Source organism: Acidobacteriota bacterium, from assembly GCA_016196065.1.
In the GTDB taxonomy this organism is placed as follows: domain Bacteria; phylum Acidobacteriota; class Terriglobia; order Terriglobales; family Acidobacteriaceae; genus Acidiflorens.
The window spans coordinates 448760-475162 of sequence record JACPYL010000027.1; the positions used below are offsets into that span (position 1 = coordinate 448760).

Genomic DNA, 26403 nt, shown 5'->3' on the forward strand with positions numbered 1-26403 from the left:
TCACCAACCACTAATCGCGGTCCACTTTTCTCTCGTTCACGTCCAGCAAACCTTCCGGCAACCGCATCCGGATCTCTTTGTGTTCGAGGTCCAGCTTTTCCAAGAACTCTTGTGCGAACGGAATCTCGTAGGGAAGCTTCGTCCCGCTTTTTACAACCAGCAGGGGAGCTTCTCCGGCTCCAAAACTTACATCTTCAACCGGACCTACTTTGCGGTCGCGATCGAAAACGACGCACCCGACCAGATCACTGAGATACGTCCAGCCAGGCTCTAGTTCGGCGCGCTCGCCACTCGGCAGCTGCAGTTCAGCTCCGATCAGCAACTCGGCGTCAGAAATCGTTTCGACACCCGCAAACTTCAGGACCAGCATTCCCTTATGGGGCCACAGGTCTTCGATCTGAACTTCGCGACGCTCACCGGTTTTCCCAAGTGCCGACAGCCGCATGCTCTCGCGGAAGCGATCCGGAATATCCGTGTGCAACTCGACTGCGACTTCGCCGCGGCGGCCTTGGGTTTTAACCACCCGCGCCAGGGTAATGAAATCGCCACTCGGTCCCGGTGCCGCTATTCGATGATCTCCAGCGCGTAGCGCTTATCCTGCTTGGATCCTACCGCGCTCAACACACCGCGCAACGCGCGGGCAACGCGGCCGGAACGTCCGATGACCTTGCCCAGATCCGCTTCGGCCACTTCGAGTTCGATGACGGATTCGTCGCCATCTTCGTACTCGTCGATGAAAACTTCTGTGGGAGCGTCAACCAGGGCTTTGGCAATGTGCTCAATCAGCGCTCGCGCATTGGCGGGTTGCTCGGTCATGACGGTCTCCAGGTGTATTGCCGGGCCTGCGCCCGGTCATTCGAGTTCGGTCGGTTCGGGATTGGTCATTCCGGGCTGAAGACCCGGAACCACACGAAGGCTAAGCTACCGAGGTCGCAGCCGGAACCGGCGCTGCGAGCAATTTTCCGACGCGCTCGGAAAGCTGAGCGCCCTTAGAAACCCAATAGGTAATGCGTTCCCGCTTGAGATCAAACGTGGCCGGATTGGTGCGGGGATTGTACGTTCCCACGACTTCCACCGGACGTCCATTGCGAGCCCGTTCCTTCTCGATCACCACGACGCGATAATACGGCTGCTTCGGTTTACCAATACGCGACAAGCGAATCATTAACACAGACTTCGATCCTTATGTCCGGAAGTGTCCGGAGAGGTGCAGACAAACCATTATTATGCCGGAGGTTAGGGGGATTTGCAATGGGGCTTGCCCGCTTTGCACCGGGCTCAACTCCGGCCATTTCTCTTTGTGAGCTAAATCCTTGTTCTAATTTTCGCCTGATGGATATACTGCCCGCCATGCATCGCACTTGGACGACAACGATCCTGGCACTTATCTTGGCGATTTCGGGCGTGAGCCACGCAAAAGACGCCGCCGCAAGAATCCGCAAGGCCGTAGAAAAAAGCACTCTTAACCAGCCCGGGACTAAACCCTTCCACATGAAGGCGGTGGTCGCTCCAACGAAAGCCTCCGAGCGAGCGTCGAACCGCACCGCCACGGTCGAAATCTGGTGGGCCGCGCCAGATCGATGGCGGCGCGAGCTTCATTCGCCGGAGTTCCAGCAGATTGAAATCGTGGATGGCGCGAGGGAATGGCAGAAGAATGAAGGAGACTATTTTCCGGAATGGTTGCGGGAGGTCGCAGTTGCACTCATCGATCCCGTGCCATCGCTGGACACGGTGCTGGCGCAGGTGGACAGCGGCGAAGAGAAAAAACTGATGGGCATGAGCCACTTCAGCTGGATGATGATGAGTTCCAACGGAAGCGTGGAGAAGGCGATGGGCGGCGCGCTCGCCATCGACGACAAGACAGGACTGCTGCTTTATGGCGGCGGTTTCGGCTGGGGTGGCGAATTCAAGGAACCCAAGAATTTCCACGGCCGCATGGTTGCGCAAACGGTTCGCTCCGGTTCGTCTCCTGAAGTGACAGCCCAAGTCACAGTCCTCGACGATCTCAAGGACCCTGCGCCCGACCTCTTCGACGCTGCGAAAGCTGAAAATGATGTGCAGTTGCTGAAGACGCTGACAGTCGACGAACCCACACTGCGAAAAAACCTGTTACCCGCCGGCGCGCCGGCGTGGCCTCCGCTTCCCGATGGTCCGCGGGAAGGAGTGCTGACAACCGCCGTCACCGTTGATCGCGCGGGAAAAGTACGAGAAATAGACACGATCGTTTCCGACAACCCGGCCATTGCTGACGCAGCCAGAGAATTCATCCGCTCCATGCATTTCCAGCCATACGTGGACAACGGTGTCCCCGTGCAAGTGGTGTCGCGGATCACCCTGCCGTTCAAGGTGGATCGTCCGGCCGGCGTCGAAGTTCTTGAGAGTGCGCGTTTTTACTTTGACGGTGGCCGAAAACTTTCCTTTCCCGCGGCTGGGACCGGGCCTCCGTATGTCTTGGAAGCATCGTTCCAGGCAAGGACCAAGGGAGGAACATTAGAAACCGGCAAGTATGTGGACAGTTGGAAGAGCGAGACGGAATGGCGCCGCGAAGCGACGATCGGCAGCAGTCGCTGCATACGATCCCGGCATGGCGATGACCGCTACCAACTCGTCGAGGGACCAGATGAGTGGCTCGTGCGGTTGGCGCTGAGAGTGATGGAACCGATTCCGGCGATAGACACGTTTGTTGAGTCCGATTGGAAAATGAAAAGAGACACGATCACCGGCGTAAAAACGATCCGCGTTCTGACCGGTTACGAAAGCCCCGAGGGAAAACTGGACCCTGACCATGCTCGCGGTTACTGGTTTGATGAGTCCGGCAAACTGGTAAGAACGTATTTTCTGGGGATGGAAATGAACCGGTCAAAGTTCGAAGACTACAACGGCATCGCTATTCCGCGCGAGATCGAGGTGCTCAGCAAAGGTGATCTGGGAATGCTGATTGAAGTTCAAAAAATCGTTCCCGCAGCAGAACTGCCGGATTCGGAGTTTATTGTGTCTGGACACAAGTGGAATCGAGCTTTCACCGACGAAGTGCGCTAACAGCATCTGCTTGTAGAACTCGAACGAGGTCCGTGGCCTAGGCGCTCGTTTCGAGGAGTGCCAGAATGTCGAGCGGTTCAGGCCGCTCCATGTAATTTTCATTTGGCGCTGCGAAGAGGATGTTGCCATTGGAAGTGATCACGTAGGTTGCCGGAATCGGCAATTCCCAACTGTTATCGCCATTCACAAAGGGAAGATTCACGAAAGTGCTCCGATACATGGCCTGCTGTTCGTCCGGGACGCGGTAGGCGAGTCCAAACAGGTGGGCGACCGCGTTGTGTGTGTCTACCAGGATCGGAAAGCGGAGTTTGTGCTGGTCGTGCATGAAGAAAGCTTGCTTCTCGGTTTGCGGAGAGATCGCGACTAACGAACCTCCGGCCGCCTGAATTTGCTCGGCGATGGCGCTCATCGACTCCATTTGACCAACACAAAATGGACACCAGCGTCCGCGGATGAATGAGATCACAAGGCGTCCTCGCGAGAGTAAATCCGAGTATAAAACTCGCTTACCGTTGTGATCGGAAAGTTCAAACGCTGGCGTTTTCGCGCCGACGCCGAGCGCTTTAGCAGCGAATCCCTGAGCCTTCAGAGCGGAGACAGTACGTTCATGGACAGCTTGGACGTCGGCCGGGACATACTTGGCGATCAGCTCTTTGCGCTCGGCATACTGCTCGCGCAACGGGCGAAGGTCTGATCCCGGATTGGCTTCCTGGAGAGAGCGCCACTTCATAGAAATCAGTGGATAGTGGTTGGTGGACAGTGGTTAGCAACCACAAGGCGAATTGGCTTTACCAGCTACTAACCACTGCCTCCCTACATTCCCGGCATTTTCATTCCCGCGAGTCTCCGCGCGAAGCTGGGTTTGCCCATTTGCTTAAACATCTTTTTCATCTGCGCGTACTGGCGGAGCAGGTTGTTGACTTCCTGCACAGTGGTGCCGGAGCCGCGAGCGATGCGTTTGCGGCGGCTGCCGTTGATCACTTCGTGGTGATCGCGTTCGTGGCTCGTCATCGAATTGATGATGGCTTCGACGCGGTTGATTTGCTTTTCGTCGACATTGTCGGCGGCCTTTTGCATGCCGGAGAAAGCCCCAATCGAGGGCAGCATCCCAATAATGCTTTTCAGGGAGCCCATTTTCTTCACTTGCCGCAGCTGGTCGCGGAAATCTTCGAGCGAGAAGCCGTCGCCGGTGAGAGCTTTGGTCGCGAGATCCTGAGCCTTCTTCTTGTCGATCTGCGATTCCGCCTTTTCGATCAGGGACAGGATGTCGCCCATGCCGAGGATCCGCGAAACGATGCGATCGGGATGGAAGGGCTCCAGCGCGTCGTATTTTTCGCCGACGCCGATGAACTTAATGGGCTGTCCTGTAACCTGCCGGATGGAAAGAGCGGCGCCACCGCGGGCGTCACCATCCATTTTGCTGAGCACGATGCCGGTCAGGGTGAGCTTCTTATGGAATTCGTCGGCGGAGTTGACTGCGTCCTGTCCAGTCATCGCGTCGGCGACGAACAGAATTTCCTGCGGATTGAGCATCCGCTTGAGCGACTGCATCTCGTCCATAAGCTGGTCGTCGATGTGCAGACGGCCGGCGGTATCGACGATGAGCACGTCGCATCCGGAGATGATCGCTTCCTTACGCGCTTCTTTTGCGAGCCGTTCGACGGTCGCCGTGTTCGCTTCGCCGACCTGGCCTTCGTAAATATTCGCTTTGATTGCTGCCGCGACGACTTTCAACTGCTCGCGCGCCGCCGGACGATACACGTCGACAGAAACGAGCAGGGGACGATGTCCACCATTCTTGAGCCAGTTGGCAAGCTTACCGGACGTGGTCGTCTTACCGGAGCCTTGCAGGCCTGCCATCAGAATGACGGTCGGAGGCTGCGAGGCGAACTTTACCTTAGCCGTATCTTTGCCGAGCGTTTCGACCAGTTCGTCGCGCAGGATCTTGATTACCTGCTCGCCGGGCGAAAGCGCCGTCATCACTTGCTGTCCGACAGCCTTCGCGCGGATGCGGTCGATGAGATCTTTGACAACCTTGAAGTTGACGTCGGCCTCAAGCAGCGCCAGACGGATCTGCTTCAGCGCCTCATCGATATTTTCTTCGGTGAGGACAGCTTGTCCGCGCAGGGTTTTGAAGGCGCGTTGGAGTTTTTCCTGGAGATTCTCGAACATAGGCGTAAACTTCTATTCTACCAGCGTCAATAGACGGTCCAGGAGACCTCTTCTCCTCTACAATCCGCCCGTTGCCATCGCCTACATTCTGTGTCATTCACAAGGGGATACATGGATGTCGATTCACCAGCGCAGGGTCAGGTCCTTTATCAGCCGATAGCGCCTCGCTGGCATACGCTGGTCGTCGTTCTGGCGATGCTCACACTTTGTCTATTGGGCACCCGACCGCCACGATACACCCACATTGGACCGTTCCGCGGGCACATTCCCGGATATCTGGTAGGGATGTTGGTCGAGTGGTTCTTGTTGGCCTTCGTTTGGTATGGACTACGCCTTCGAGGAGTCAAGCTTCGGGACCTGGTTGGCGGAAAGGCGACCTTCAGGGGCACCTTGAACGATTTCGGCATTGCCGTCGTATTTCTGATAGGAGCGGGTATCGTTCTTCGCTCTCTCTTTTCCATGATCGCGATACCGAACCCAGGTCTGCGCTTAATCCTTCCAAGAGGGCGCACGGAGATATTGGTCTTTCTTGTCCTGGCGCTGACTGCCGGTATTTGCGAGGAGATCATCTGTAGGGGCTATTTGCAGAGGCAATTCACCGCCTTGACGAAAAATGCACTCGGTGGAGCGTTGATTCAGGCGGTGATCTTTGGTGTCGCGCACTCTTACCAAGGCACCAAAGCCATGTTAGCGATTACCGTCTATGGATACTTGTTGGGTTTGCTTGCCCATTGGCGACGTAGCCTGCGGCCAGGCATGATGGCTCACACTCTGCAAGATTCGTTGGTGGGCTTATTGGCTGGCTACGTCTTGAAGTAGACCATTAGAGCCTTGCGGGGAGGTCCCGCAGGTTCGCCTCTAACCGACCTTCGGCCTGACGATCTCAAATCGCTGGGTGGTCCTTGTGTACTGGATGCCGCCCATTCGTCCGATCAAGTCGAGCGAGTTGCGATCCAGGCGGCCTTCTTTCACGTAATTCTCGTCGACGTGAATCGAGACGATCTCTCCGATTACCAGGCTGCCGCCGTCGGAGCCGGGATTGAAGTCGAGAATCTGGTACAGCTTGCATTCGAAACTGACCGGAGAATCCGCGACTCGGATAGGACGCACGAGTTTTGACGGTGCTGCCGCAAGCTTTGCGATTTCGAATTCATCGATGGTCGGGTCGTAGTCCCCGCTGGTGAGATTCATCGCCTCGGCAAGTTCGAACGTAACAATGTTGACTACGAATTCCTTGGTCTCGCGAATATTGCGCAGCGTGTCCTTCGGCACACCCGAATTTGATGACGACGCCTTCGGCGCGCGCATCGAAGGCGCGAAGGCAAGCAGCGGTGGGTCGGCACACGCCACATTGAAAAAAGAGAAGGGTGCCAGGTTGGGTTGGCCAGCGGCGCTCAGGGAAGAAACCCACGCGATCGGTCTGGGTCCCACGGCGCTAAGCAGAATGTTGTAGAGTTCGCGGTCTCCGAGCTGGGCGGGAGTGGCGTCCATGTCACGAGTATAGCTTCTGCATTTATGACTTCGCGGTGGAGGTGAATACTTCCTTGGCGGCGATGACCGTGTTGGAGTGGATAGTCACCGTGTCTTCTACTTTGCGGGCGTATCCACCGGCGAACGTCACCATCACAGGAATCTTGCGGGCCTTGGCGACGCGGAAGACGAGTTCGTCGCGTTTCTTCAATCCTTCCATGGTCAGGTTCAGGCCACCGAGTTGGTCCTCGCGATAGGGATCGGCTCCGGCGATGTAGCAGAGTAGGTCAGGCTCGAACTGGCGCAGTCCCGAGCTGAGCGCGTTGTCGAGCCAGCCCAGGTATTCATTGTCGCCAGTGCCGTTAGGCAAATCGACATCGATCGACGATGGCGGCTTCACCGGTGGATAGTTATTTTCCTGGTGAAGCGAGATGGTGAAGACGTCTCCGGCATGGGCATTTCGAACTTTGGCAGGACGCGCAGGATTGCTGGTCGATGGAAATGTGGATGGCAGCGGATCGCTGGGGATGCGGACTCCGGCGAATATGGCAGCAGTTCCGTTGCCCTGATGCACGTCGCAATCGACGGTCATCGCAGTTCGAATCTTGTCGTCACGCTGCATGCGGCGAATGGCAATCGCCACGTCGTGGATCACGCAAAAACCTTCTCCGTGGTCGGGGAAAGCGTGATGAAATCCGCCGCCAATGCTGATGGCGATGCCGTCCTTGAGCGCGTGCTGCGCGGCCAGGATCGATCCTCCCGCGGCCAGCCAGAAGGCTTGGACCAACTCCATGGTGTAGGGAATTTCCAGCTGCAACTCTTCGCTGGCGGTTAGAGTGCCGGTCTTTAGCCTCTCGACATATTGAGGCTTGTGCACCAGCAAGACATCCTGATCGCTGGCTGGCTGGGGAGCGAGGAAGTCTTCGGGCTGCGCGACGTTGCGTTCGAGAAGATGGTCGTGTACGCGCCGATACTTTTCGGCGGGAAAGACATGCGTGCCGATCGGAAGATAGTAGTCGTCGCTGTAGATGAGCTTGAAGGGAAGCATGGCAAAATCAGCACCCAGCATTCAGCACCTGGCAAACAACGCGCTGATAACCAGGAACTCATCATGATACTCGCGTGCTCGTATTTCTATCCCCAGCCAGCGGGCTTTTGGAGTCCGGCGAGTCGCCGGGGTTACGTTCTGGCCTGTTAAACTGAGCCGGTTGCCTCCGAAAAAAACATCAGCGGTGAAATCTCCGGCAGCGCCTGACGAAGCGAGCGAGAGCCAGCCATCGAAAACAGGGCTGCGTCCCGCAAGCGGTAAGGGCCGCATTTTCCTGATCGACACGATGTCGTTCATTTTCCGGGCGTACCACGCGATGTCGCGACAGCGGCCGATGACGACCAGGACGGGCGTCCCGACTGCCGCCACCTATGTCTTCGTCAACATGCTGCGGAAGCTGCGCGACGATTTTTCCCCGGAATATTTAGCGGCTGTGTTTGACATTGGTGCGCCAACGATCCGCCATCAGCAGGCGGAAGCGATCACCACGATCCGCAAATTCGACATCAAAACGCAGACGTTTAAAGAAGCGGAGTACGGCGGCTACAAAGCCAACCGGAAAGAAATGCCTCTTGACCTGGTGCAGCAGGTTCCGTACATACGGCGAGCGCTTGAGGGATACCGAATTCCGATTCTGCAACTCGAAGGATACGAAGCTGACGATGTGATCGGAACGCTCGCGCGCAAGGCCGCGGCGGAATCGTATGAAGTCTTTGTCGTATCGAGCGACAAGGACATGCTCCAGCTCGTGAACGATCACGTGTGCGTACTCAATCCACCGAAAGACAATCTGATTTGCGATGCGGCCAAGGTCGAGGAGATTCTCGGAGTGCCGCCCTCCCGGGTTGTGGACGTGATGGCATTGCGCGGCGACTCCGTTGACAACATTCCGGGAGCCCCCGGAATTGGAGACAAGGGATCAGTCGAGATCATCCGGCGCTTTGGCACTGTGGAACAGGCACTGGAACGTGCTGCTGAAGTAGAGAAGAAGTCGTATCGCGAGTCGCTCCAGAACAATCGCGACAATATTCTGACCAGCAAGCAACTCGTAACTATCGACACCGACGTGGCGGTTTCCCTGGATGTACCGTCGATGAAGATCGGCGATCCCGATGTCGAAGCACTACGCGCTTTGTTTGCAGAACTGGAATTTTCCTCATTACTGAAAGAAGTGCTCCCAGTCGCCGAGGCGAGCGAAGGCAACTATCGTGAAATCGGAACGATCGCCGAACTCGACCAATATCTTGGCGGCCTGGCGGACGACACGCCTCTCGCAATTGCAATTCCCACCGGGCACACGGATGAAGCGGAAGAAGAAGAGGAAGCCGAGCCCGAACCAGCGCAAGCCGAGTTTTTACTGTTACAGCCAGTCGACGAACCTCAGGTGGTTGCGCCCTTGGAGCGAATCGCATTCTCGATTGCCGCGGGATCGGGCGCAGTCGTCGCCCTGTCGGACAAGGGGCTGGCGGATCGAGTCAAGAATCTCCTCGAGGGCGAGGCCACGCCTAAGGCGATTCACGATCTCAAATCATCGCTGCACCATTTCTCCGCACAGGGAGTTGCGCTGGCCGGGGTGAAGCACGATCCGATGCTGTATTCCTATCTATTGAATCCGACGTACTCGTCGCACGCGCTGGCGGAGGCGGCGTTGCGAAGATTCAATTTGAAGATGAGCGGCAACCTTGCAGAAGCCGCTGACATGACAGGGCGGCTTGCCGTTGCGTTACGCCAGGAGGTCGAAACCGAAGGCCTGCTGTCGGTTTACGACGACATCGATGTGCCGCTCGTTCCGGTTCTCGAACGCATGGAAGACGCAGGCGTCAAGATCGATACAGCGGCGCTGTCGCGCATGTCGACGAAGCTGGAACGCGAGATCGACGCCAAGGCGCAGGACATCTATCAGCGATGCGGCAAGGAGTTCAACATCAACTCGCCGAAGCAACTGGGCGACGTGTTATTCAATAAGCTTGGCCTTCCGATGCCAGTGAAATACGGCAAAGGCAAAAAGATTTCTACCGCAGTGGATGTGCTGGAAGGGTTGGCGGAAGAACACGAAGTTCCGCGGCTGGTGCTGGATTACCGACAACTGACCAAGCTGAAATCCACGTATGTGGACACGCTGCCCGCACTGATCCGCAACAGTAGCGGACGCCTGCACACGACCTTCGGACAAACCGGCACTGCGACGGGGCGGCTGTCGTCGACCAATCCTAACCTGCAGAACATCCCGATCCGGACGGAGTTGGGCCGTGAGATTCGCGCCGCATTCACGGCGGAGACGGGGAACGTCCTGCTGGCCGCCGACTACTCGCAAATTGAACTGCGGCTGCTCGCGCATTTCTCAAAGGACAAATTGCTGGTCGAAGCGTTCCGGCGCGGAGACGACATCCACACGTTGACGGCGTCGCAGGTTTTCGGAGTGCCCCCGCTAATGGTCACATCTGAGCACCGGCGAGCGGCGAAAGTCGTAAATTTCGGAATCGTCTACGGGCTCTCACCTTTCGGACTATCGCAGCAGTTGGGGATCGAGCCGAGCGAGGCGAAGAAATTTATCGAAGCGTACTTTGAGAAATATTCCGGCGTGCGCGCTTTTATCGATGCGACGCTTGAGCAGGCGCGGCGAGATGGGAAAGTAAAAACTCTATTTGGCCGCGTTCGTCCGATTCCCGATATCAATAGCAAGAATCCCAATCAGCGGGGCTTTGCCGAGCGGACGGCAGTCAACACTCCTCTGCAGGGAACCGCGGCAGATTTGATTAAGATCGCGATGATTCGCATCGACGAAGACATTCGAGAGCGCGGACTCAAGTCGCGCATGACATTGCAGGTCCACGACGAACTTGTGTTTGAAGTTCCGGAGAACGAGGTGGATGACTTGAAGCGGTTAGTGCGCGAGCAGATGGAAAACGCGCACAAACTCGAAGTGCCGCTCGAAGTCGAAATTGGCGTGGGATCGAATTGGCGCGATATGGAATAGGCTGAGGTTGGGCTGAGTCCCAGTCGGGACGCCGTGTTTTTCCAGCGCAATTTCCTCTGCGCTTTCCGCTATAATCCGTTCACTCTCGAAACATCGCATTATTGAAATCAGCCGGTAATTGACTCGCATCTCGTAGAGGCGGTCGTATGGCAGCTCCCTCGATAGTTCCCGCATTCGACTCGGCGTCACGCCGGAGTCTCCCCCGCTACCCAATCGATGTGTTGCTGGACGTGATCGCGCTGCAGTCGGGGATCCCTAACAATATGCCGGGGCGTTGTTGCGATCTGAACGAGTCGGGACTGGGAGCAGTGGTCGCTGGAGAATTGGTGGCGGGGCAGTCGGTCGCAATCGAGCTGCGGCTTCCGAATGTAGGTTTGCCAGTGCGAGCCCGTGCGCAGGTTCGATACCAGGATCGGCTTCGTTGCGGTCTGCAGTTTGTTGGATTGTCGGTCGAACAACGTGAGAAGATCCGGTACTGGTCATCACAAAGTGCTGCGCGGCCCCTCACCGCGGCGATTGCCAATGTAGCGATTCCAGAAAGTGACCGGCCCGCGGTCGCACCACCGACCGAAAAGCGTGTCCGCACATTCCGAGTGCGTCGTCGCCGCTTCCTGGTGCTGGTTGCGTTCATGATCGGGCTGGCCGTGTTCGGATGGTGGCAGTGGCAGAAGGCGTGGACCGAATTGGAAGTCGACGCCTCGACCGCTCCCGCGCAACCGGGGCTGCCTTTACGAGTGTATTCAGAAGTGATGGACCGCCAGATCCTTTATAAGGTCGATCCGGTGTATCCGGATGCCGCGCGGCAATCGGGCTTACAAGGGCTGGTCGTGTTGGATGCAGTGATTGGGCGCGATGGAAAAGTAAAGCAGTTGCGACAAGTGGCGGGGCCGGCACTACTCGCGCAATCCGCTTTGGATGCCGTTCAATCGTGGAGATATGTGCCGTATCGCGACGGCGGACAACCCACCGAAGTCGAAACCACTATCAGCGTCGATTTCCGGCTGCACTGATCTCGCCAAGAACTCAATCAAACTTTTCGGCTTCCTCAAAAGACGTGGCGCGCTGATCTTTCGCTGACACGATCGGTGGCCCATCGAGTTGCCAATCAATTTTCAACTGCGCATCATTCCAGGCGACAGTGCGTTCCTGTTCAGGGGCGTAAAACGCAGTGGCTTTATATAGGACATTCGCGTTGTCCGATAAGACCCGGAAGCCGTGCGCACATCCAGCGGGGATCCACAGCATGTGCTTGTTCTCTGCGGAGAGCACAAACGTCTGCCATTTCCCGAAAGTGGGGGAACTGCGACGAAGATCAAGCGCTACGTCGAGGATCGCGCCGGTGACGGCCCGTATCAGTTTTCCCTGGGGCCGTTCGACCTGATAATGCAGTCCCCGAACGACGTTCCTGGTGGAGTAAGAATGATTGTCCTGTACGAAATGTTCGGGGATGCCGAGTTCGGCAAAGATGCGCTCGTTATAGCTTTCCAGGAAGAACCCGCGAACGTCTGTGAATACAGTGGGTTCAAGCAGCAATACGCCGGCGAGAGTTGTTTCCGATTTCTTCATTGATTCGTGGCGGTCACTGTTAGAAAACCCTCTCTCTTAACATTTGCAGCAGGTAAGCGCCATATCCGTTGTTACGCATCGGCGTGGCTTGCGCTTCGACTTGCTCTTTCGTGATGTACCCGTAGCGATACGCGATTTCCTCGGGACAGGCAACCATCAGGCCCTGACGTTTTTCCAGAGTCTGAATAAAAAGAGAAGCTTCCATCAGGGCTTCGTGGGTCCCGGTGTCCAGCCAGGCCATGCCTCGACCCATCACGCAGACGTTGAGTTGTCCGCGCTTTAGATATTCACGGTTCACATCGGTGATTTCGAGTTCGCCGCGTGCTGAAGGTTTCAGATTCGCCGCGATGTTTACGACCTGGTTGTCGTAAAAGTAGAGCCCGGTGACGGCGTAGCGTGATTTCGGCGCTTTCGGCTTTTCTTCCACACTGAGAGCTTTGCCGTTCTGATCGAATTCGACCACGCCATAACGTTCCGGGTCGTGCACTGGATACGCGAACACGCGGGCACCCTTGCTATCGCTGGTAGCCGAGCGCAGCTCCTTCACGAGATCGTGTCCGTAAAAGATGTTGTCACCGAGGACGAGGGCGCATTCGCTGGATCCGATAAATTCGCGTCCAATGAGAAATGCCTGCGCGATTCCTTCCGGCCTGGGCTGCGATGCGTATTGCAGACGGATTCCGTAACGCGAGCCGTCACCGAGCAGGTGCTCGAAGCGCGGGATGTCCTCGGGCGTTGAGATGACCAGGACGTCGCGAATGCCCGCCAGCATCAACGTCGAAAGCGGGTAATACACCATCGGCTTGTCATAGACCGGCAGGAGGCTTTTCGCGACTGCATGGGTCACGGGATAGAGACGGGTCCCCGAACCTCCCGCGAGAATGATGCCTTTGTGATTTGGCTGAGATGAGTTGGTCATGTGTTCAGCGCGCGTTCTTCAACGTTCAGTGGCGTAGTGCTTCGCCATCCATTGCCGGTAGCTGCCGCTGGTTACGTCCTGTACCCAATCTTCGTGATCAAGATACCAGCGCACGGTTTTGGCGATCCCACTCTCAAAAGTTTCCAACGGTCGCCAATTCAATTCACGTTGGATTTTACGCGTGTCCATGGCGTAGCGACGATCGTGGCCGGGGCGATCTTTGACGAAAGCCACGAGCCTGCTGTGCGGGACAACGGGGTCGTTGGGCCGCAGCTCATCAAGCAAGCGGCACAGTGTCTCTACGATGTAGAGATTCTTTTGTTCATTCCCGCCGCCGACGCAGTAAGTCTCTCCGGCGCGCCCGCTCGCGAGAACTTTGCGAATCGCCCGGCAGTGATCCTCTACGTGCAGCCAGTCGCGCACATTCTGCCCGTCGCCGTACACGGGCAAAGGCATTCCCTGGCGGGCAGTCTGGATCATGAGGGGAATCAGCTTTTCGGGAAACTGGTACGGACCATAGTTGTTGGAGCAATTGGTGGTCAGAACCGGCAATCTGTAAGTGTGGTGATAGGCGCGCACCAGATGGTCAGAAGCCGCTTTGGATGCGGAATACGGACTGTTGGGCGCGTAGAGCGTGGTCTCACAGAATGCCGGATCGTCAGGGCCAAGCGATCCGTAGACTTCGTCAGTCGAAACGTGCAGGAAACGAAATGTCTGACGCTCGCTTTCGCTCAAAGAAGAATAGTAATCGCGCGCTTCTTCGAGCAGGCTGAAGGTTCCGTTGACGTTAGTGCGGATGAAATCGTCGGGACCATGAATCGAGCGGTCGACATGAGTCTCGGCCGCGAAGTGGACAATCGCACGCGGGCGCTGCCCTTGCAGCAAGCTACGAACCAGGTCGCGATCGACAACATCGCCCTGCTGAAAACTGTAGTGCGGGTGACTCTCTACCGATTGCAGGTTGTGGAGATTGCCGGCGTAGGTGAGCTTGTCGAGAATGAGGACACGAGACGATTCCTCGGCGATCCACTGCAAAACGAAATTCGAACCAATGAATCCGGCGCCGCCGGTGACGAGAATCAAATCTTCCATGCTGGACAGCCGCCCCGCAAGAGCGGCAGCATCCATCGATTCTAATCAAAGCCGGGGACAAAGTCGTGCCGGCGCGCAAAAGCGTGGTGCACAGGTCAGGCCGCGGAAGAACCGTCCCGGACTCCTATTGCGATCACCTCCGGCGGAAGGGTTCGATCCAGAACCTGGTAGTACGTTGTTTCAATAGCGCGCGTGATGCTCGGCCACAGATAGCGCTGCTGGATTTGCTGTCTGCCTTTTGCGGACATCTCCCTGCGCAAATCAGGATTACGGATCAGCAGGTCCAAGACTCGCGTGAGGTCGGCGCGATCTCCGCGTTTGAAGGTGAAGCCGGCGCCGCTGACGACTTCCTCGTTTTCGGGAATATCGCTGGTGAGAACGCACACGCCGGCAGCCATGGCATCGAGCAGGGCCAGCGACAAGCCCTCCAGATCGGACGGCAGCACGAACACGGCGGCGTTTGACAAGAGTTCATCCAAGTCTTCGCCCGAAACCCAGGGTAGCAAGCGAATTTGTGCAGATTGATGACTTCGTAATTGCTCGACATATTCGTCGGAATGGCTCGATCCGCCCGCCAGAACAAGCTTCATGCCAGTCGCAAGGCCTTCAAAGGCGTCGATCAGCAGATCGCAATTTTTCTCGGGAGAGAACCTGCCGAGAAAGAGGACGTAGTTATCGGAGTTCAGGCCCCATTCTGCGATCCGCTTGGGAGTGCGCCTGGGGCGCGGGCTGGCGCCGTTCGGGACATACACAGTCGAGCGCCCATAGCGTCCCTGATAGTAGCGCTGCAGGGTCTGGGACACGACCATGGTGGCATGGGGAAGAGTGACGGCCGCTGCTTCACCCCAACGCAAAACATGGGATGCGATCCAGCCCCACTTGCGCCGCTGCCAGTCGAGGCCCTGCACGGTCACCACCGTTTTCTTGCCGGTCAGGCGTGGCAGAAAGGAAAACAATGCCGGTCCGAGGCAGTGGTAATGAACGACATCGACGTCTGAAAACATAGCGTGCAGGGTGCTCAGGAACGTGTGCGTCACCGTTTCGAGATGCTTGGTGCGGATGGCCGGCAGCCGCCGCACGCGCATGCCGAGGTGCTCCTTAAGGGGGGGCGTGAAGTAGGTGCGGCAATAGACCGTGATTTCATGGCCTTTACGGGCGAGTTCGGAGCCCACTTCTTCGTAATACGATTCGATGCCGCTGTACTTGGAGACCAGGCCCCGCCCTCCGATGAACGCGACGCGCAGAGGGGCGTGAGCTGGCTGCGGCAGGACTGTAGCGACTGGGAGAGAGACAGGTTGGCGCTTGGCAGCCGCGACGCGCGAATAGATTTCGAGGAGCGCATCAAGGTGGTGGTCCGGGTCGTGCGCAGTGTGCAGGCGCCGTCGGCCTTCGAGTCCCATTTGCGCGGTCAGGCTTGCATGGGTGAACAGAAACTCGATTGCCTCGGCCAGTTGCTCAAGGTCGCCGGGCGGATACAGAAGTCCAGTAACACCCGGCTCCACCATCTCCCGGCGCGAGCCAAGGTCGGAAGCGACGACTGGACGCCCCCAGGCGTACGACTCCAGGATCGATTTCCCCAGCGTTTCATAAGCCCGGGAAGGAAACACGGAGAAGCAGCAGCCAGCGACGAGATGCTCAAGCTTCGCCCCGCCAACCATCCCCGCAAACAAGACTTGATCGAGTTTCAACTCGCGTGCCAAAGACTCTAACCGCGTCCGCTCCGGGCCTTCACCCGCAATCACCAGCGGAATATGAGACAGTCTCGCCATCGCATACAAGAGTTCGTCCAGTCCTTTTTCGGGGGATAGCCGGCCGAAATAAAGGATGTAGCCTTTCTCGGGGACGAGCGCCTCCGGCGGAGGCAGCTCTTGAAAGTGCGGCAGAACTTCGATTTGTCGAGCGGGGAATCCAGCACTGATCAACTTGCTGCGAACGAATTCGGTCGGGGCAAGAAAGAGGTCGACGCAGCGTTGGTAAGTCTTCAACCATTTATGCAAGTACGCTTCGGCAGCCAATACGACGGAACTGGCCTGCGGTCCGGCATAGCAGTGTTCCGTGACTGCATGAAAGTAGTTTCCGCCCAGGCAAAGTTCACAGGATCTTCCCTGAGCCACGAAATTGTAGTTGGGACAAAGAACCTTGAAGTCGTTGAGATGATAGAGAACGGGGATCTGTTGCCGTTTCAGTTCCCACAAGATCGACGGTGACAAATGGTGGTAGATACCGCGAACGTGAGCCAGGGCAGGTGCGTAGTCCATAAGGCAAGCGCGCATGAGACGTCGCGCGGACGGGGAATAGAGTGCGTGCGCTGCCATGCGCACTCTCTTCAGGGCGCTGGCTTGTGCGTCTTTGAAGTTCAAGTAGGGAATCAGGTAGCTGCGACCGGTGAATGCCGAGGGGTGGCCGTGGTCCATGCTGAACAAGGCCGTTTCATTGCCGCGCGTTTCCATGCGGCGCATCAGTTCGAAGAGATAGGCTTCAGTGCCGCTAAGCGGAAAGTTGTACTTGTTGCAGTACAGAACTCGCATATGGGGACTCCGGTTGGGCAATGCGCTGCAGAAACTGATCCGCAAACTGGCAGAGGTTGCGCTGACGGTCGTAGTTGACGCGAATATGTTCGGCGGCCGCGCGTGCGACTTCGGATAGAGAAGCTTTGTTTTCAAGAATCCTTTGCACATTGCTGACAAAGTCGAACAGCGAGTCGGGTTGGTACAGGAAGCCGGTTTGCCCGGTTTGCACCAACTCGGGAATGCCAGTGATGGAAGGTGCGATCACCAATTTTCCGTGGGCCATTGCTTCCATCAGGACCACCGGCAGTCCTTCGCTCGAGCTGGTGAGTGCGACCAGATCGGCATAGCGGTAATACCCCGACAGATCCGCGCGAGCAACATGGCCGGGCAGTAAGACCTGGTTGCGTAATCGCAGGTCGTCGATCAGGCGCTCCAATGCGGGCCGTTCTGGGCCTTCGCCAACGATCCAGCAAAGAAAATCCAGGCCCTGGTCGCGCAGGGCGGCACAAGCCTGAATAAGGAACGGATAGTTCTTTACGGCATGGAGGCGTCCAACTGACAGGAGGCAGAACCGGTGCGGTTCGGGTTTGGGGATCGAGCAGTTTTCAACTGGAGGGAAATCGACTCCCAGTCGCTGGACAATCACCTTCGAGACCGGAGTGGACGGGAAGTTCCGCAAGATATTGTCGCGATTGAAGTCTGAGATCGTGATACAGAAGCGGCATTCATGCAGTTTCTCGGCGAGCAGATCCGCGCGCAGGAGGAGATCGGATCCGTGCAAGGTGAAACTGAAGTCGATGCCCATTAGTCGGGCTGCGACCAATGCAATCCAGGATGCGAAATAACCGTGATGAGCGTGAATGTGCTCCACATGCAGTGGTGCCAACTCATCGGCTAATGCGGCTCCCATCAATGTATGGCCGAGAGACCGTATGCGGCGGGCAGGGGAGGCTGGAAGCTCGCGCAACACGGGTTTCAGCAAGAGCGAACAAGCTTGCGGTTGCGATCCAAGACGGCGGACTGCCGTCACGAGTTGGGAGTCAGAGAGCGGCTGCAAGAATTTCGTCTCAGTCCACAACTCCCGCTCGCGTTCCGTTAGATCGCTCGGGCACACTCGCTTTCCGCTACAGCAAATGACGCGCACGCCGCGATTGCGGAGTTCGCTGATTTCGTCCATCACGTAGGGCTCGAGTGACGAAGGGAACTGGTTGGCAATGTAGGCTACAGTGGTCACAGACCCGCCTCCTCGGATGCACACAGCATCCCCGCAACCGTGAACAGAATCCCGATTACAAACTGGTAAGCCATGTCCACGAAGAATGCGTTGAACAAATAGACACAGAGCAAGATGGGCCAGGCCTTGCGCAGAGTTTGGAGCGGTGGGCTTTCATCGGGAGATGCGATCTTTCGGCCGAGGCGGAAGAGATTGAAGAAAAGGATTCCATAGAGAGCCAGGCCCGGAATTCCGAACTCAACGAGTAGAGCCAGGTAGGTGTTGTGCACGTAGAAAGTGCGCAGGTGGTATCCGGGCATACGGCGCGCGAGTTCCGAATACATCCGCCCGGCGGTCCACCCCGCGAATGGGCGTTCCTGGAACATGTCCCACGCGCCGTCGTAGACGGCCATGCGTGCCTCGACTGGACCACGCTCTTGAGTACGCTCACGAAGAGTCCTGGCAAGTGAGTTATCGGTGAGGCTGATCGCGAGGACAACCGCCACTCCTGCGAGCGCGAGCCCCAAACATGCCTTGCGTAGACACGGCACGCCGAGGCGAAATCCAAGGGCGATCGTCGAAATCGCAAAAGAGATCCAAACCGCGCGCGTCATGGTTGCGAGCACTGCGAAAGGAAGGACCAACCACAGAAGCAACACAATCTTCTTGTATTTTTTCGCGAACACTACGGCCAGAATTCCCAGCAGATTGAGCGAGAGGCCATTGGCAACAGCCTGCAGGAAGGGGCCGCGAGCGCGGTCTGCGTGGATGCCGAGGCTCTCATCGAGAATAAAACTGGGGAATATCAGAGACCGGGCATCCACGAGGAAAGCGATGGCAGTGAATATCAAGTAGCCCAGGACAACGATGACGAAGATCTCAGCATGGTGGGCCGGCGAGACTCCGCGAAAAACCAGGATTGCGATATGAAACAGGATCAGTGGGACAAGAAACTTGCTGGCGACCAGGCTCCAGGTCTGGGCATCGAAGGGTTCGCGCAAAGCACGGATCATGGCAAGAATTGAGAGACCGAACATCGGTAACGAAATCCCAGCGACGTAGGGGAGCCGTTCCCGCATCGCAAGTGTTCGTAGCGCGACGAAGAACATCAATACGCCCAGGGCAATCCGGTCGGCATGATAGAGATCGAGATCGGGTGGACGAAACAGAAAAATGGTCAGCGCGGCTGCGTAGAGGGCGCCGGGAAACGCTATGCCGAACTGAAGCGGTCGAAGCAGCAATCCGAGAGTCAACCAGCCCGGAGCGCTTGCGGGGCCTTCCCAATTTGTGGCACGGCTGTTCATCGATATGCGGTCAGGCACCCTCGGGAGAGAACACGACGCGGATGGTGGACATAAGAATGCGCAGATCGAGGCGTAGGTTCCAGTTCTCGATATAGGTCAGATCGAGATGCATATTGAGATCGAACGATGCACTCTGGCGCGCGCTGATCTGCCAGAGTCCAGTCATGCCGGGCTTCATGTCCAGGCGTCGGTAGTGGTGAAGCTGGTAGCGATCGACTTCGTCCACAGGATGCGGCCGCGGGCCGACCAGACTCATCTCGCCGCGTAGCACATTCCAGAGTTGAGGAAGCTCGTCGAGGCTGAAGCGTCGAAGGAAATGTCCGAAGCGAGTAATCCTGGGATCATCGACTATTTTGAAAATCGGACCTTCCCGTTGATTGCGGCCACGGAGAGCGTCTTTCAGGCGGTCCGCTCCAGTCGACATGGAGCGAAACTTGTGACAACGAAACGGACGGCCCTTGGCCCCGGCTCGTTCTGCCGAATAAAGAATCGGTCCTGGCGAATCGAGACGAATCCAGAGCGCGAGCAAACCCATCACGGGGGCAAGCAGGACGAGCCCAAAAAGCGCGCCTGCCACATCAAGGAGGCGTTTGAGAAGCAGGGCAGCGCGGGGCAACGATTCGTGGTGGAGTGCGATGATCGGAATACCTCCAATGCGATCGACGTTCGCTTTGGGCCAGAGGCCGGGAGGTAAATCCGGAACGGCGCGGATATCCAGATAGTTACGAAACGCAACTTCGGCCGCCTGACGCACCAACCTCGGATCGTTGGGAACGGCCAGAATCACTTCGTCAATGAATTGCGATCGGGCGAGCCAGTCGAGATCGGCGATTCGTCCCAATACTTGAGGGGACAGAGGTACGTGATCATCCAGAAAACCGACCACCATGGATGAGTGGAGCGGGTCTTCCTTGAGCGCGCGGGCAATGGTGCGGGCAGCGGGCCCGGCACCGACAATGAGGACATTGCGCGGTGCAGTCTCGCGGAAGTACTCGTTCCATCCTCTCCTTCTCACCTGACGCCACAGCATCAGGCCAGCAAGGCTCGTGCCGAGCGCTGTGAGCGCGGCCAGGGATTGCATTCCGTTCCACTCCGCGATCAAGACCAGGGACATGGCGAAGAATGCGGATCTCATCAAGATCGGTAATTCTTCCGCAGGCGTCGCGCCAACCTTGTTGTAGAGTCCTTCGCTGAATGCAAAGAGAATCAACAGCACGCCGTAAACGGGCATCATGGTGGGGCGGAGACTCCAGACAGGTGAGACGGCCCATGGCAGGAGGCATGTGGCCAGCAGAACCAGCAGGTCCAGTAGCGTTAACTGGAAGAGTATGGTCCGGTCGGTGGCCTGGATTTGCGGCATCAACCACTGCAGCCAGCGTGGTTGGGAGGACTGGCGAAGTCCGGATTTCCCATCGATCGCTCGCAGTGCTTTGTTGTTGGTTGTGACGCGAGTACGCAGGTTGGCCGTCGGATCCGCGAGCGGAGATGCCGGAGTGCCCGGAATCATCCGCGCATAACTCGTATTCCAGTCACTGCTCAGGGTGTCAGGTCGTCCATGCGAAAGATCAGCCATAGAAGTCACAGGTGGCGATACAGGCCCGGCGGTACCGGGAAACTACGTTCTGCTAATACAGTCCCTAACAGTGGGATTCGCGCACGGCGCAGCTGTTCCTGCATTTGTGCGGCTACCAGGCGCCTGGTTTTATTTGCGGTCAATACCATCACCAGGCCGTTACAGGTCTGGCCCAGCCTGGTAGTGAGCCACGAGAATGGGTCCAGGCACACAATGGAATAGTCGAATTCAATGGTGACCGCACGCAGTCGAGTGAGGCTGGGGTCCCAGATCGGGTGCGAGCTTTCATCCAACCATTTGCGGCGGGGCGCGAGCCAGAGGCGGGGAGCAATGAGCCACGATGCATCCAAGCGATTGCCCGCTGGTATCTGCAACTGAGTATGTAAGGGCGCGGATTGCAGCCGGGCGTCGATCAATCCGACCTCGTGAAGTCCGGTGTCGGCGAGGGCTGTAGCCACGTCGAGGCACAGCTGTGCCGTTTCGGCCTGCGATTCGATGGCGGCGAATCCAACGTGGCGGACCAAGGCTGGTTCTTGCCGGAAGAACAATTGCTGGACCAGGTTCTGAATCTGTTCGTCATGAATGGAAGCTACTCGTGGCGCAGAGACGGTTTCCCGGATCGCGGTTGGACTCTGCTCCTCGCGTTCGGCCATCATTTCGGGAGTGAGTCCAAGCGCGGTCATGACAATTCACCGTTCGGTCGAACGAATCGCAATACTGCGGATCCAGTTCCGGACTTTCCAACTTCTGGCAGCCATGCGAGCGTCGGAGCGTCCAAAAAATCACTGGCTTCGATTGGCGTGCGAATGGTGGGATCGAAATACTCCGCGAGAAAGCCTGCACTCAGGCTGGCCGGAACCGCTAGTCCGATTGAGAGCGCGAACCAAAGGAACATGGAGTGCACGGGTAGTGCGGGCGCGACTGGCGGTTCGACCACGGCCACGTTCAGGATTCGCCGCTCGTCGAGCGCGTCGCCGATCCGTGCTTCCTCGAGCTTCCGCTGGTACAAGAGGAAGTTGTCTTCATCCGCTTTGGCGCTGCGGGTGAGGCGTTGCTGGGCAACCGCGTCGGATTGCATCTGTTCCGCGGACTGTCGAAGAGTCGCAATCTGGATCGAGGCTCGCGCTTGCCGGGCACGCACACTTTCTTCCTGCACCTGAGTTTTTTCCAGTTCCATTCGTGCCCATTCGTAGTTCGGATCCTTATCCGTGGTTTCGTCCCGTACCGGAGTCAGCGCTTCACCGGCAATGGACTGGCGGGCTTCTTCAATCTCGTGGTCCACTTCCTGTACCAGGCGGTAAGAAGGCTCATATTTTGTGAGCAGGTCGGTGCGCTTCAGTTGAAGGTCCAGCAAGTGCGTCTTCAATTTTTCGAGGAGCTGGGCATTGTCCGCCCAACGCTTCAAGGTGACCGACCGGGACGGAAACGACTTCAGCTGGGCTTGCAACGAAGACGTTCGGCGCTCACTCTCGACGTGCTCCTGATCGAGTTGACGATAGGTTGCTTCCGCTTCACCCAGTTTTTGCAGTGCGATGTCGCGCTCCAGGGCAGGCGCAGCGACATCACGGTCGCGAGCGAAACGCACCAGTTCGGCTTCCGACTGATCGAGCTTGTTTTCGAAAGCCGCGGTTTGCTTTTCGAAGAATTGCACCTCGCCGGAGGGCCGTTGCAATTCCACATGCTTGCGCAGGTAAAAAGTAGACAGCGTCGCGAGCACGTTGGCCGCTTCTTGGGCTTCCCGTCCCTGATAGCGCACCTGGATGAGGTTGGATTTACGGAGTGGCTCGACGGTCAAAGCGTGCGCCAGTTTTCGAACGGCCTGTTCCACAGCCACGGACCGACCGGCGACGACATCTCCCGGAGCGACCAGTCCGGCCTGCACTACGACTTGCCTGAGCAGACTTTCATCGCGCAGGAGTTCAACTTCTGAATTCAGCTCTTCTTCGCTGACGTTGGGACGGTTGAAATCGGGGCTGGCAGGCTGAGAAGAAACGACGGGATCGGAGCGGCCATGACGGAGCAAGACCTTGAAGTGCGCTTCATACCGAGGTGTGAGGGCTGCATAGAGCAGAGTCGCGACGAACATCCCGACGAATGCTGCCATGACAAAACGGGACTGGCGAAACAGGATCGCCGCCAACTCGCGCAAGGTGGGTGACGAATTGTTTCGCGAATTGCCTAACTGCCCTGCTTCCGCCATGGTTATGTCGCCGGGGATCGCCATCCTGTGTGGGGACCTCCGCTTCTCTCTATCGCGATTTGTATGCGACCGCTGCGAATCATTTTTTCAGAATTGCAATGGATTCAAGTACCAGTTCATCGCGCTTGCTGGAACAAATTTCCGAACCTTCGAAATGCGACTCTGGGGAACGAAAATGAAATCCCCGGGCCGAAGATGCCAGTCTTCACGAAGATTGCGGGAATTCAACATCTTCTTCACGTCGATCAGGTGGGCTTCGGCTACATCCAGAGAGACTCGTCGAAACAGGACGACCTGCGAGTGCCGTGCCTGTTGGGTCAATCCGCCCGCAACCGCCAAGGCTTCGTTGACCGTAAGATCTCCGCGTAGTTCGTACTTCCCGGGGCGGGTGACTTCTCCCGAGGCGAGGAAATAGGGCTTTTCAAAATCCTTGAGCGTGACCGTGACTTCCGGATCATGAAGAAAGTGGCTGTAGGCCGCCACCACCAGCTGCTGCAGTTCTGCGATGCTGAGTCCTTCGGCGAACACGGCACGGGCGCCGCGCAGGGCGACGAAGCCATCCGGCTGGACGGTCAAGCTTTGGTTGAATTCCGGTGAGAATGTGAAATTGATGTCGAGAACATCAGACTTGGTAAGCCGGTAAAGCGGATGACGTTCCCCTCCGAGTGCAGGATCTCCCTTGCCATCCGCTTGGCCGACGCTGTTGGTCTCTCCATGTGCAGGAATACCCGCCGCGGGCTGGCCTTCCGCAGACCCCGTTCCAGTGAGGCGTTCCGGGGACGGGCTGGGAAGACGAGGTGCAACAACCGCAGACGGTGCCATCCCTTGCGCAGGAGCGGCCATGGACAGCTGGCAGGTGAGCATGCTGCCAGCCACAAATACCACGCATTGTACGAACGTTGTCATCTCCGACTCGACCGTTGCTCGCACGGCGCAATTCACGTTCTGAACGCATTGAAGGTAGTTGGAAGCCTTCTTGTGGGCAAGACTTGGTAAGTACGGTGTTCTCTGGTATATGGCTCGTTCGTGGGGATCGAATTGTTCCCGGCGTGAGCGCAAGAGCCATTCGGCGGGGCATGTGCGCGTATATTGCGACGTCGAAGCCAAGAAGGGTCTGCCGCAAAACAGGTGCACCCGGGTGGGTGTACGAAAGTAGACAATGACGGCTGGATTCATCACAAAAGTGATGTGACGCAGCCTACATTCAGGGCATCTCCGGATGGGTATGATGGCCCGCGTGAAATCAGCAAGCGCCCGCCAACCGGCCTCGGCAATGCCCCCGAAAGAAACCAGGCAAATCCGGATCGTGGTCGCCGACTCCGGTCTGATTCAGTCGCAATTGCTCGCGCGAGCTCTCCGTGCCCGCCGCAATTTCCACATTGCAACGGTTGCGCTGGAGGTCGCTGCCGTCCAAGAATTCTTGCTCGGAAATGCAGCCGACGTCATTTTGCTGACCGAGAATCGTGGACTCACCTTCGGCTTGCTGCGCTGGTTGCGTATTACCTACCCCGCGGTGGCTCCGGTGCTGCTGGTCGATAGTTATGACCGTGAACTGGTCGTGAACGCGTTTAGGGGTGGAGTCCGCGGTATTTTTCCTTTCACGCAAGCTCCTTTTCGGATGCTGTGCAAATGCATCACGAGTGTTGCCGCCGGACAAATATGGATCAACAGCGAACAAATGCGGTATGTGCTCGCTGCCTTGTCCGAGGTGAATACGTTGCGGGTCGTGAACTCCACAGGCCGGACGCTCCTGACGCCACGCGAGGAGCAAGTGGTTGCCTTGGTAGCTGACGGATTGAGCAATCGTGAGGCGGCGCACGAGTTGGGATTAAGCGAGCACACCGTCAAGAAATACATGCTCAGAATCTTCGACAAGCTGGGAATTTCCACTCGGGTGGAACTCGTTCTCTATGCAGTCTCCAACGGCGAAAATCGCCGAGCGGAATGGATGCCGGGCAGCGCCTGATCCATCAAAACCAGCGCCCCCGCGTTACAATTGGGGCGCCGCAAGGCAGGGAGACTGCTGGTTGCCCGTTTCGAACCCCGCATCGCGCCGATGGACAGTGATTGCTTCCGGACTGCTGATCCTCGCCTTGGCACTGGTGGTCATCTATACCAAGCCGAATGCCTTTCTTAGTCCTATCGCGCTGGTGGTGGTAGCCGCGATCGGGATGGCCGCGCTCCTGCTCCAATTGCGGTTCCGCCAGGATCTTCAGGTGCGATCGCCGCTGTGGCTCAACGTTCTTGGCCTTCTCTGCGCCGTGACGGCGTTGACCGCTGATTTCCTGAAAATGCCGCGACTCACCGTGGAAGTCGTGTCATTTGCAGCGGTCGTCTGTTTCGGAATCAGCGGATCGTTGATCTTTCATGCGCTGCGCCGGCAGCGTAAGTCGGCGCCTTAGTCTTGCCTTCTTTCTAGTGAAACTGGAATTCCACCCGCTACAATGCCGCTATGCGCGTCACCGTGTTTGGTGCGTCCGGGCTGTTGGGGCAAGCTCTGGTGCAGGAACTGCAAGGCGAACAACTCACCGCGCTCTCCTCCGCGGATGTGGACATCCGAGATTCGGCGCTTGTTCGGGAAACTGTGAGATCGTTACGTCCCGAATGGATCATTCTTGCCGCCGCCTACACCGATGTGGATGGCTGCGAATCGAATCGTGACTTGGCGTTTGCGGTGAATTGCGATGGCGCGGTCAACGTGGCACGGGCGGCGCGAGAGGTTGGATCGCGGCTGATTTTTGTCAGCACCGACTATGTCTTCGACGGCACAAACTCGGTGCCGTATGAAACGGGCGACGAGCGCCATCCCACCAATGTTTATGGCGAGAGTAAGGCTCGTGCCGAGGAACAACTTGTCGAACTGCTGCCCGAAGTCTGTATTGCGCGGACGTCCTGGCTGTTCGGTCCCGGAGGCAAGTCGTTTCCTGCAACGATTCTTAAGCTGGCCGCCACGCGTCCGGAAATTTCTGTCGTGAACGATCAGCGCGGAAGCCCGACATTTACTCCGGATCTGGCATCCGCACTAGCGCAGCTTTGCCGTGCATCGGCTCGAGGGATTGTGCATGTCACCAATTCCGGCAACTGCACCTGGTACGACTTTGCTCGGGAGATATTGAGTGTGTCCGGGATGTCGACCGCGATCAAGGCGGTGACGACCGCGGAATTTCCCCGTCCGGCGCGGCGGCCAGCCTACTCGGTTTTATCGGCGGACAGCTTGTACGCTTACGGCATCCAAATGCCGAGCTGGCAGGATGCCGTGCGACGATACCTCGACGCCCGGTAGCGTGCCGTACTGGTGATGCAGCACTCGGTTCGTGGCG

24 protein-coding genes are annotated in these 26403 nt (G+C 57.4%); 7 read left to right on the forward strand and 17 right to left on the reverse strand.

Annotation, left to right across the window (positions count from 1 at the left end; all coding sequences use genetic code 11):
* Positions 1-10: 10 nt before the first annotated feature.
* The 3 genes from rimM to rpsP form a co-directional block, all read right to left on the reverse strand.
* Entirely contained in the window at positions 11-523 is a 513-nt protein-coding gene (gene rimM / locus HY010_23150) for a 16S rRNA processing protein RimM (protein ID MBI3478635.1), read from the reverse strand.
* Between the two features lie 41 nt (positions 524-564).
* Positions 565-816 (reverse strand): KH domain-containing protein, encoded by a 252-nt coding sequence (locus HY010_23155; protein ID MBI3478636.1) that lies wholly within the window; start codon positions 814-816, stop codon positions 565-567.
* Between the two features lie 100 nt (positions 817-916).
* On the reverse strand, positions 917-1165 hold the full coding sequence (gene rpsP, locus HY010_23160; protein ID MBI3478637.1) for a 30S ribosomal protein S16: 249 nt from the start codon (positions 1163-1165) through the stop codon (positions 917-919).
* A 185-nt stretch (positions 1166-1350) separates the two neighbouring features.
* Between rpsP and HY010_23165 the strand changes: the two genes are divergently transcribed.
* Positions 1351-3039, forward strand: a complete 1689-nt coding sequence (locus tag HY010_23165) for an energy transducer TonB (protein MBI3478638.1) — start codon at positions 1351-1353, stop codon at positions 3037-3039.
* Between the two features lie 37 nt (positions 3040-3076).
* Here the strand turns inward: HY010_23165 and HY010_23170 are convergent, their stop codons facing one another.
* Entirely contained in the window at positions 3077-3769 is a 693-nt protein-coding gene (locus tag HY010_23170; protein MBI3478639.1) for an AhpC/TSA family protein, read from the reverse strand.
* A gap of 83 nt (positions 3770-3852) precedes the next feature.
* On the reverse strand, positions 3853-5211 hold the full coding sequence (gene ffh / locus HY010_23175; protein ID MBI3478640.1) for a signal recognition particle protein: 1359 nt from the start codon (positions 5209-5211) through the stop codon (positions 3853-3855).
* Between the two features lie 111 nt (positions 5212-5322).
* Between ffh and HY010_23180 the strand changes: the two genes are divergently transcribed.
* Positions 5323-6030 (forward strand): CPBP family intramembrane metalloprotease, encoded by a 708-nt coding sequence (locus HY010_23180; GenBank protein MBI3478641.1) that lies wholly within the window; start codon positions 5323-5325, stop codon positions 6028-6030.
* A gap of 39 nt (positions 6031-6069) precedes the next feature.
* Here HY010_23180 and HY010_23185 read toward each other — a convergent pair whose 3' ends face one another.
* Together HY010_23185 and HY010_23190 are read right to left on the reverse strand one after the other, a co-directional pair.
* Positions 6070-6702 (reverse strand): flavin reductase family protein, encoded by a 633-nt coding sequence (locus HY010_23185; GenBank protein ID MBI3478642.1) that lies wholly within the window; start codon positions 6700-6702, stop codon positions 6070-6072.
* 22 nt (positions 6703-6724) lie between these two features.
* Positions 6725-7729, reverse strand: a complete 1005-nt coding sequence (locus HY010_23190) for a histone deacetylase (protein ID MBI3478643.1) — start codon at positions 7727-7729, stop codon at positions 6725-6727.
* A 286-nt stretch (positions 7730-8015) separates the two neighbouring features.
* On the opposite strand from HY010_23190, the gene polA reads away from it, so the two are divergent.
* The gene (gene polA, locus HY010_23195; GenBank protein ID MBI3478644.1) at positions 8016-10706 is read left to right on the forward strand and encodes a DNA polymerase I; all 2691 of its coding nucleotides are present in this window, start codon (positions 8016-8018) and stop codon (positions 10704-10706) included.
* 146 nt (positions 10707-10852) lie between these two features.
* Positions 10853-11716, forward strand: a complete 864-nt coding sequence (locus HY010_23200; GenBank protein ID MBI3478645.1) for a TonB family protein — start codon at positions 10853-10855, stop codon at positions 11714-11716.
* A gap of 13 nt (positions 11717-11729) precedes the next feature.
* Here HY010_23200 and rfbC read toward each other — a convergent pair whose 3' ends face one another.
* From rfbC to HY010_23250, 10 genes are all read right to left on the reverse strand, one after another.
* Positions 11730-12272 carry a dTDP-4-dehydrorhamnose 3,5-epimerase gene (gene rfbC / locus HY010_23205; GenBank protein MBI3478646.1) on the reverse strand — a complete coding sequence of 181 codons (543 nt, stop codon included), beginning with the start codon at positions 12270-12272 and terminating at the stop codon, positions 11730-11732.
* Between the two features lie 19 nt (positions 12273-12291).
* Positions 12292-13191, reverse strand: coding sequence for a glucose-1-phosphate thymidylyltransferase RfbA (gene rfbA, locus HY010_23210; GenBank protein MBI3478647.1), 900 nt, complete (start codon positions 13189-13191; stop codon positions 12292-12294).
* Positions 13192-13209: 18 nt separating this feature from the next.
* A complete protein-coding gene (gene rfbB, locus HY010_23215) occupies positions 13210-14274 on the reverse strand; it encodes a dTDP-glucose 4,6-dehydratase (protein MBI3478648.1) in 1065 nt (354 codons plus the stop codon).
* 104 nt (positions 14275-14378) lie between these two features.
* Positions 14379-16811: a glycosyltransferase family 4 protein gene (locus HY010_23220; GenBank protein MBI3478649.1), complete on the reverse strand. Its 2433-nt coding sequence runs from the start codon at positions 16809-16811 to the stop codon at positions 14379-14381.
* Positions 16771-18027: a glycosyltransferase family 4 protein gene (locus HY010_23225; GenBank protein MBI3478650.1), complete on the reverse strand. Its 1257-nt coding sequence runs from the start codon at positions 18025-18027 to the stop codon at positions 16771-16773. The genes HY010_23220 and HY010_23225 overlap by 41 nt, the downstream gene beginning before the upstream one ends.
* Positions 18024-19310 (reverse strand): O-antigen ligase family protein, encoded by a 1287-nt coding sequence (locus HY010_23230; GenBank protein MBI3478651.1) that lies wholly within the window; start codon positions 19308-19310, stop codon positions 18024-18026. Before HY010_23230 ends, HY010_23225 begins: the two co-directional genes overlap by 4 nt.
* Before the next feature lie 10 nt (positions 19311-19320).
* Positions 19321-20883: a sugar transferase gene (locus HY010_23235; GenBank protein ID MBI3478652.1), complete on the reverse strand. Its 1563-nt coding sequence runs from the start codon at positions 20881-20883 to the stop codon at positions 19321-19323.
* A gap of 5 nt (positions 20884-20888) precedes the next feature.
* Entirely contained in the window at positions 20889-21566 is a 678-nt protein-coding gene (locus tag HY010_23240) for a hypothetical protein (GenBank protein ID MBI3478653.1), read from the reverse strand.
* The gene (locus tag HY010_23245; GenBank protein MBI3478654.1) at positions 21563-23107 is read right to left on the reverse strand and encodes a hypothetical protein; all 1545 of its coding nucleotides are present in this window, start codon (positions 23105-23107) and stop codon (positions 21563-21565) included. Before HY010_23245 ends, HY010_23240 begins: the two co-directional genes overlap by 4 nt.
* 63 nt (positions 23108-23170) lie before the next feature.
* Positions 23171-23989, reverse strand: a complete 819-nt coding sequence (locus HY010_23250; protein ID MBI3478655.1) for a polysaccharide export protein — start codon at positions 23987-23989, stop codon at positions 23171-23173.
* A gap of 331 nt (positions 23990-24320) precedes the next feature.
* Between HY010_23250 and HY010_23255 the strand changes: the two genes are divergently transcribed.
* The 3 genes from HY010_23255 to rfbD all read left to right on the forward strand — a co-directional run bounded on the left by HY010_23255 (position 24321) and on the right by rfbD (position 26366).
* Positions 24321-25049 (forward strand): response regulator transcription factor, encoded by a 729-nt coding sequence (locus tag HY010_23255; protein MBI3478656.1) that lies wholly within the window; start codon positions 24321-24323, stop codon positions 25047-25049.
* A gap of 61 nt (positions 25050-25110) precedes the next feature.
* The gene (locus tag HY010_23260) at positions 25111-25485 is read left to right on the forward strand and encodes a hypothetical protein (GenBank protein MBI3478657.1); all 375 of its coding nucleotides are present in this window, start codon (positions 25111-25113) and stop codon (positions 25483-25485) included.
* A gap of 50 nt (positions 25486-25535) precedes the next feature.
* The gene (gene rfbD / locus HY010_23265) at positions 25536-26366 is read left to right on the forward strand and encodes a dTDP-4-dehydrorhamnose reductase (protein MBI3478658.1); all 831 of its coding nucleotides are present in this window, start codon (positions 25536-25538) and stop codon (positions 26364-26366) included.
* Positions 26367-26403 lie beyond the last annotated feature (37 nt).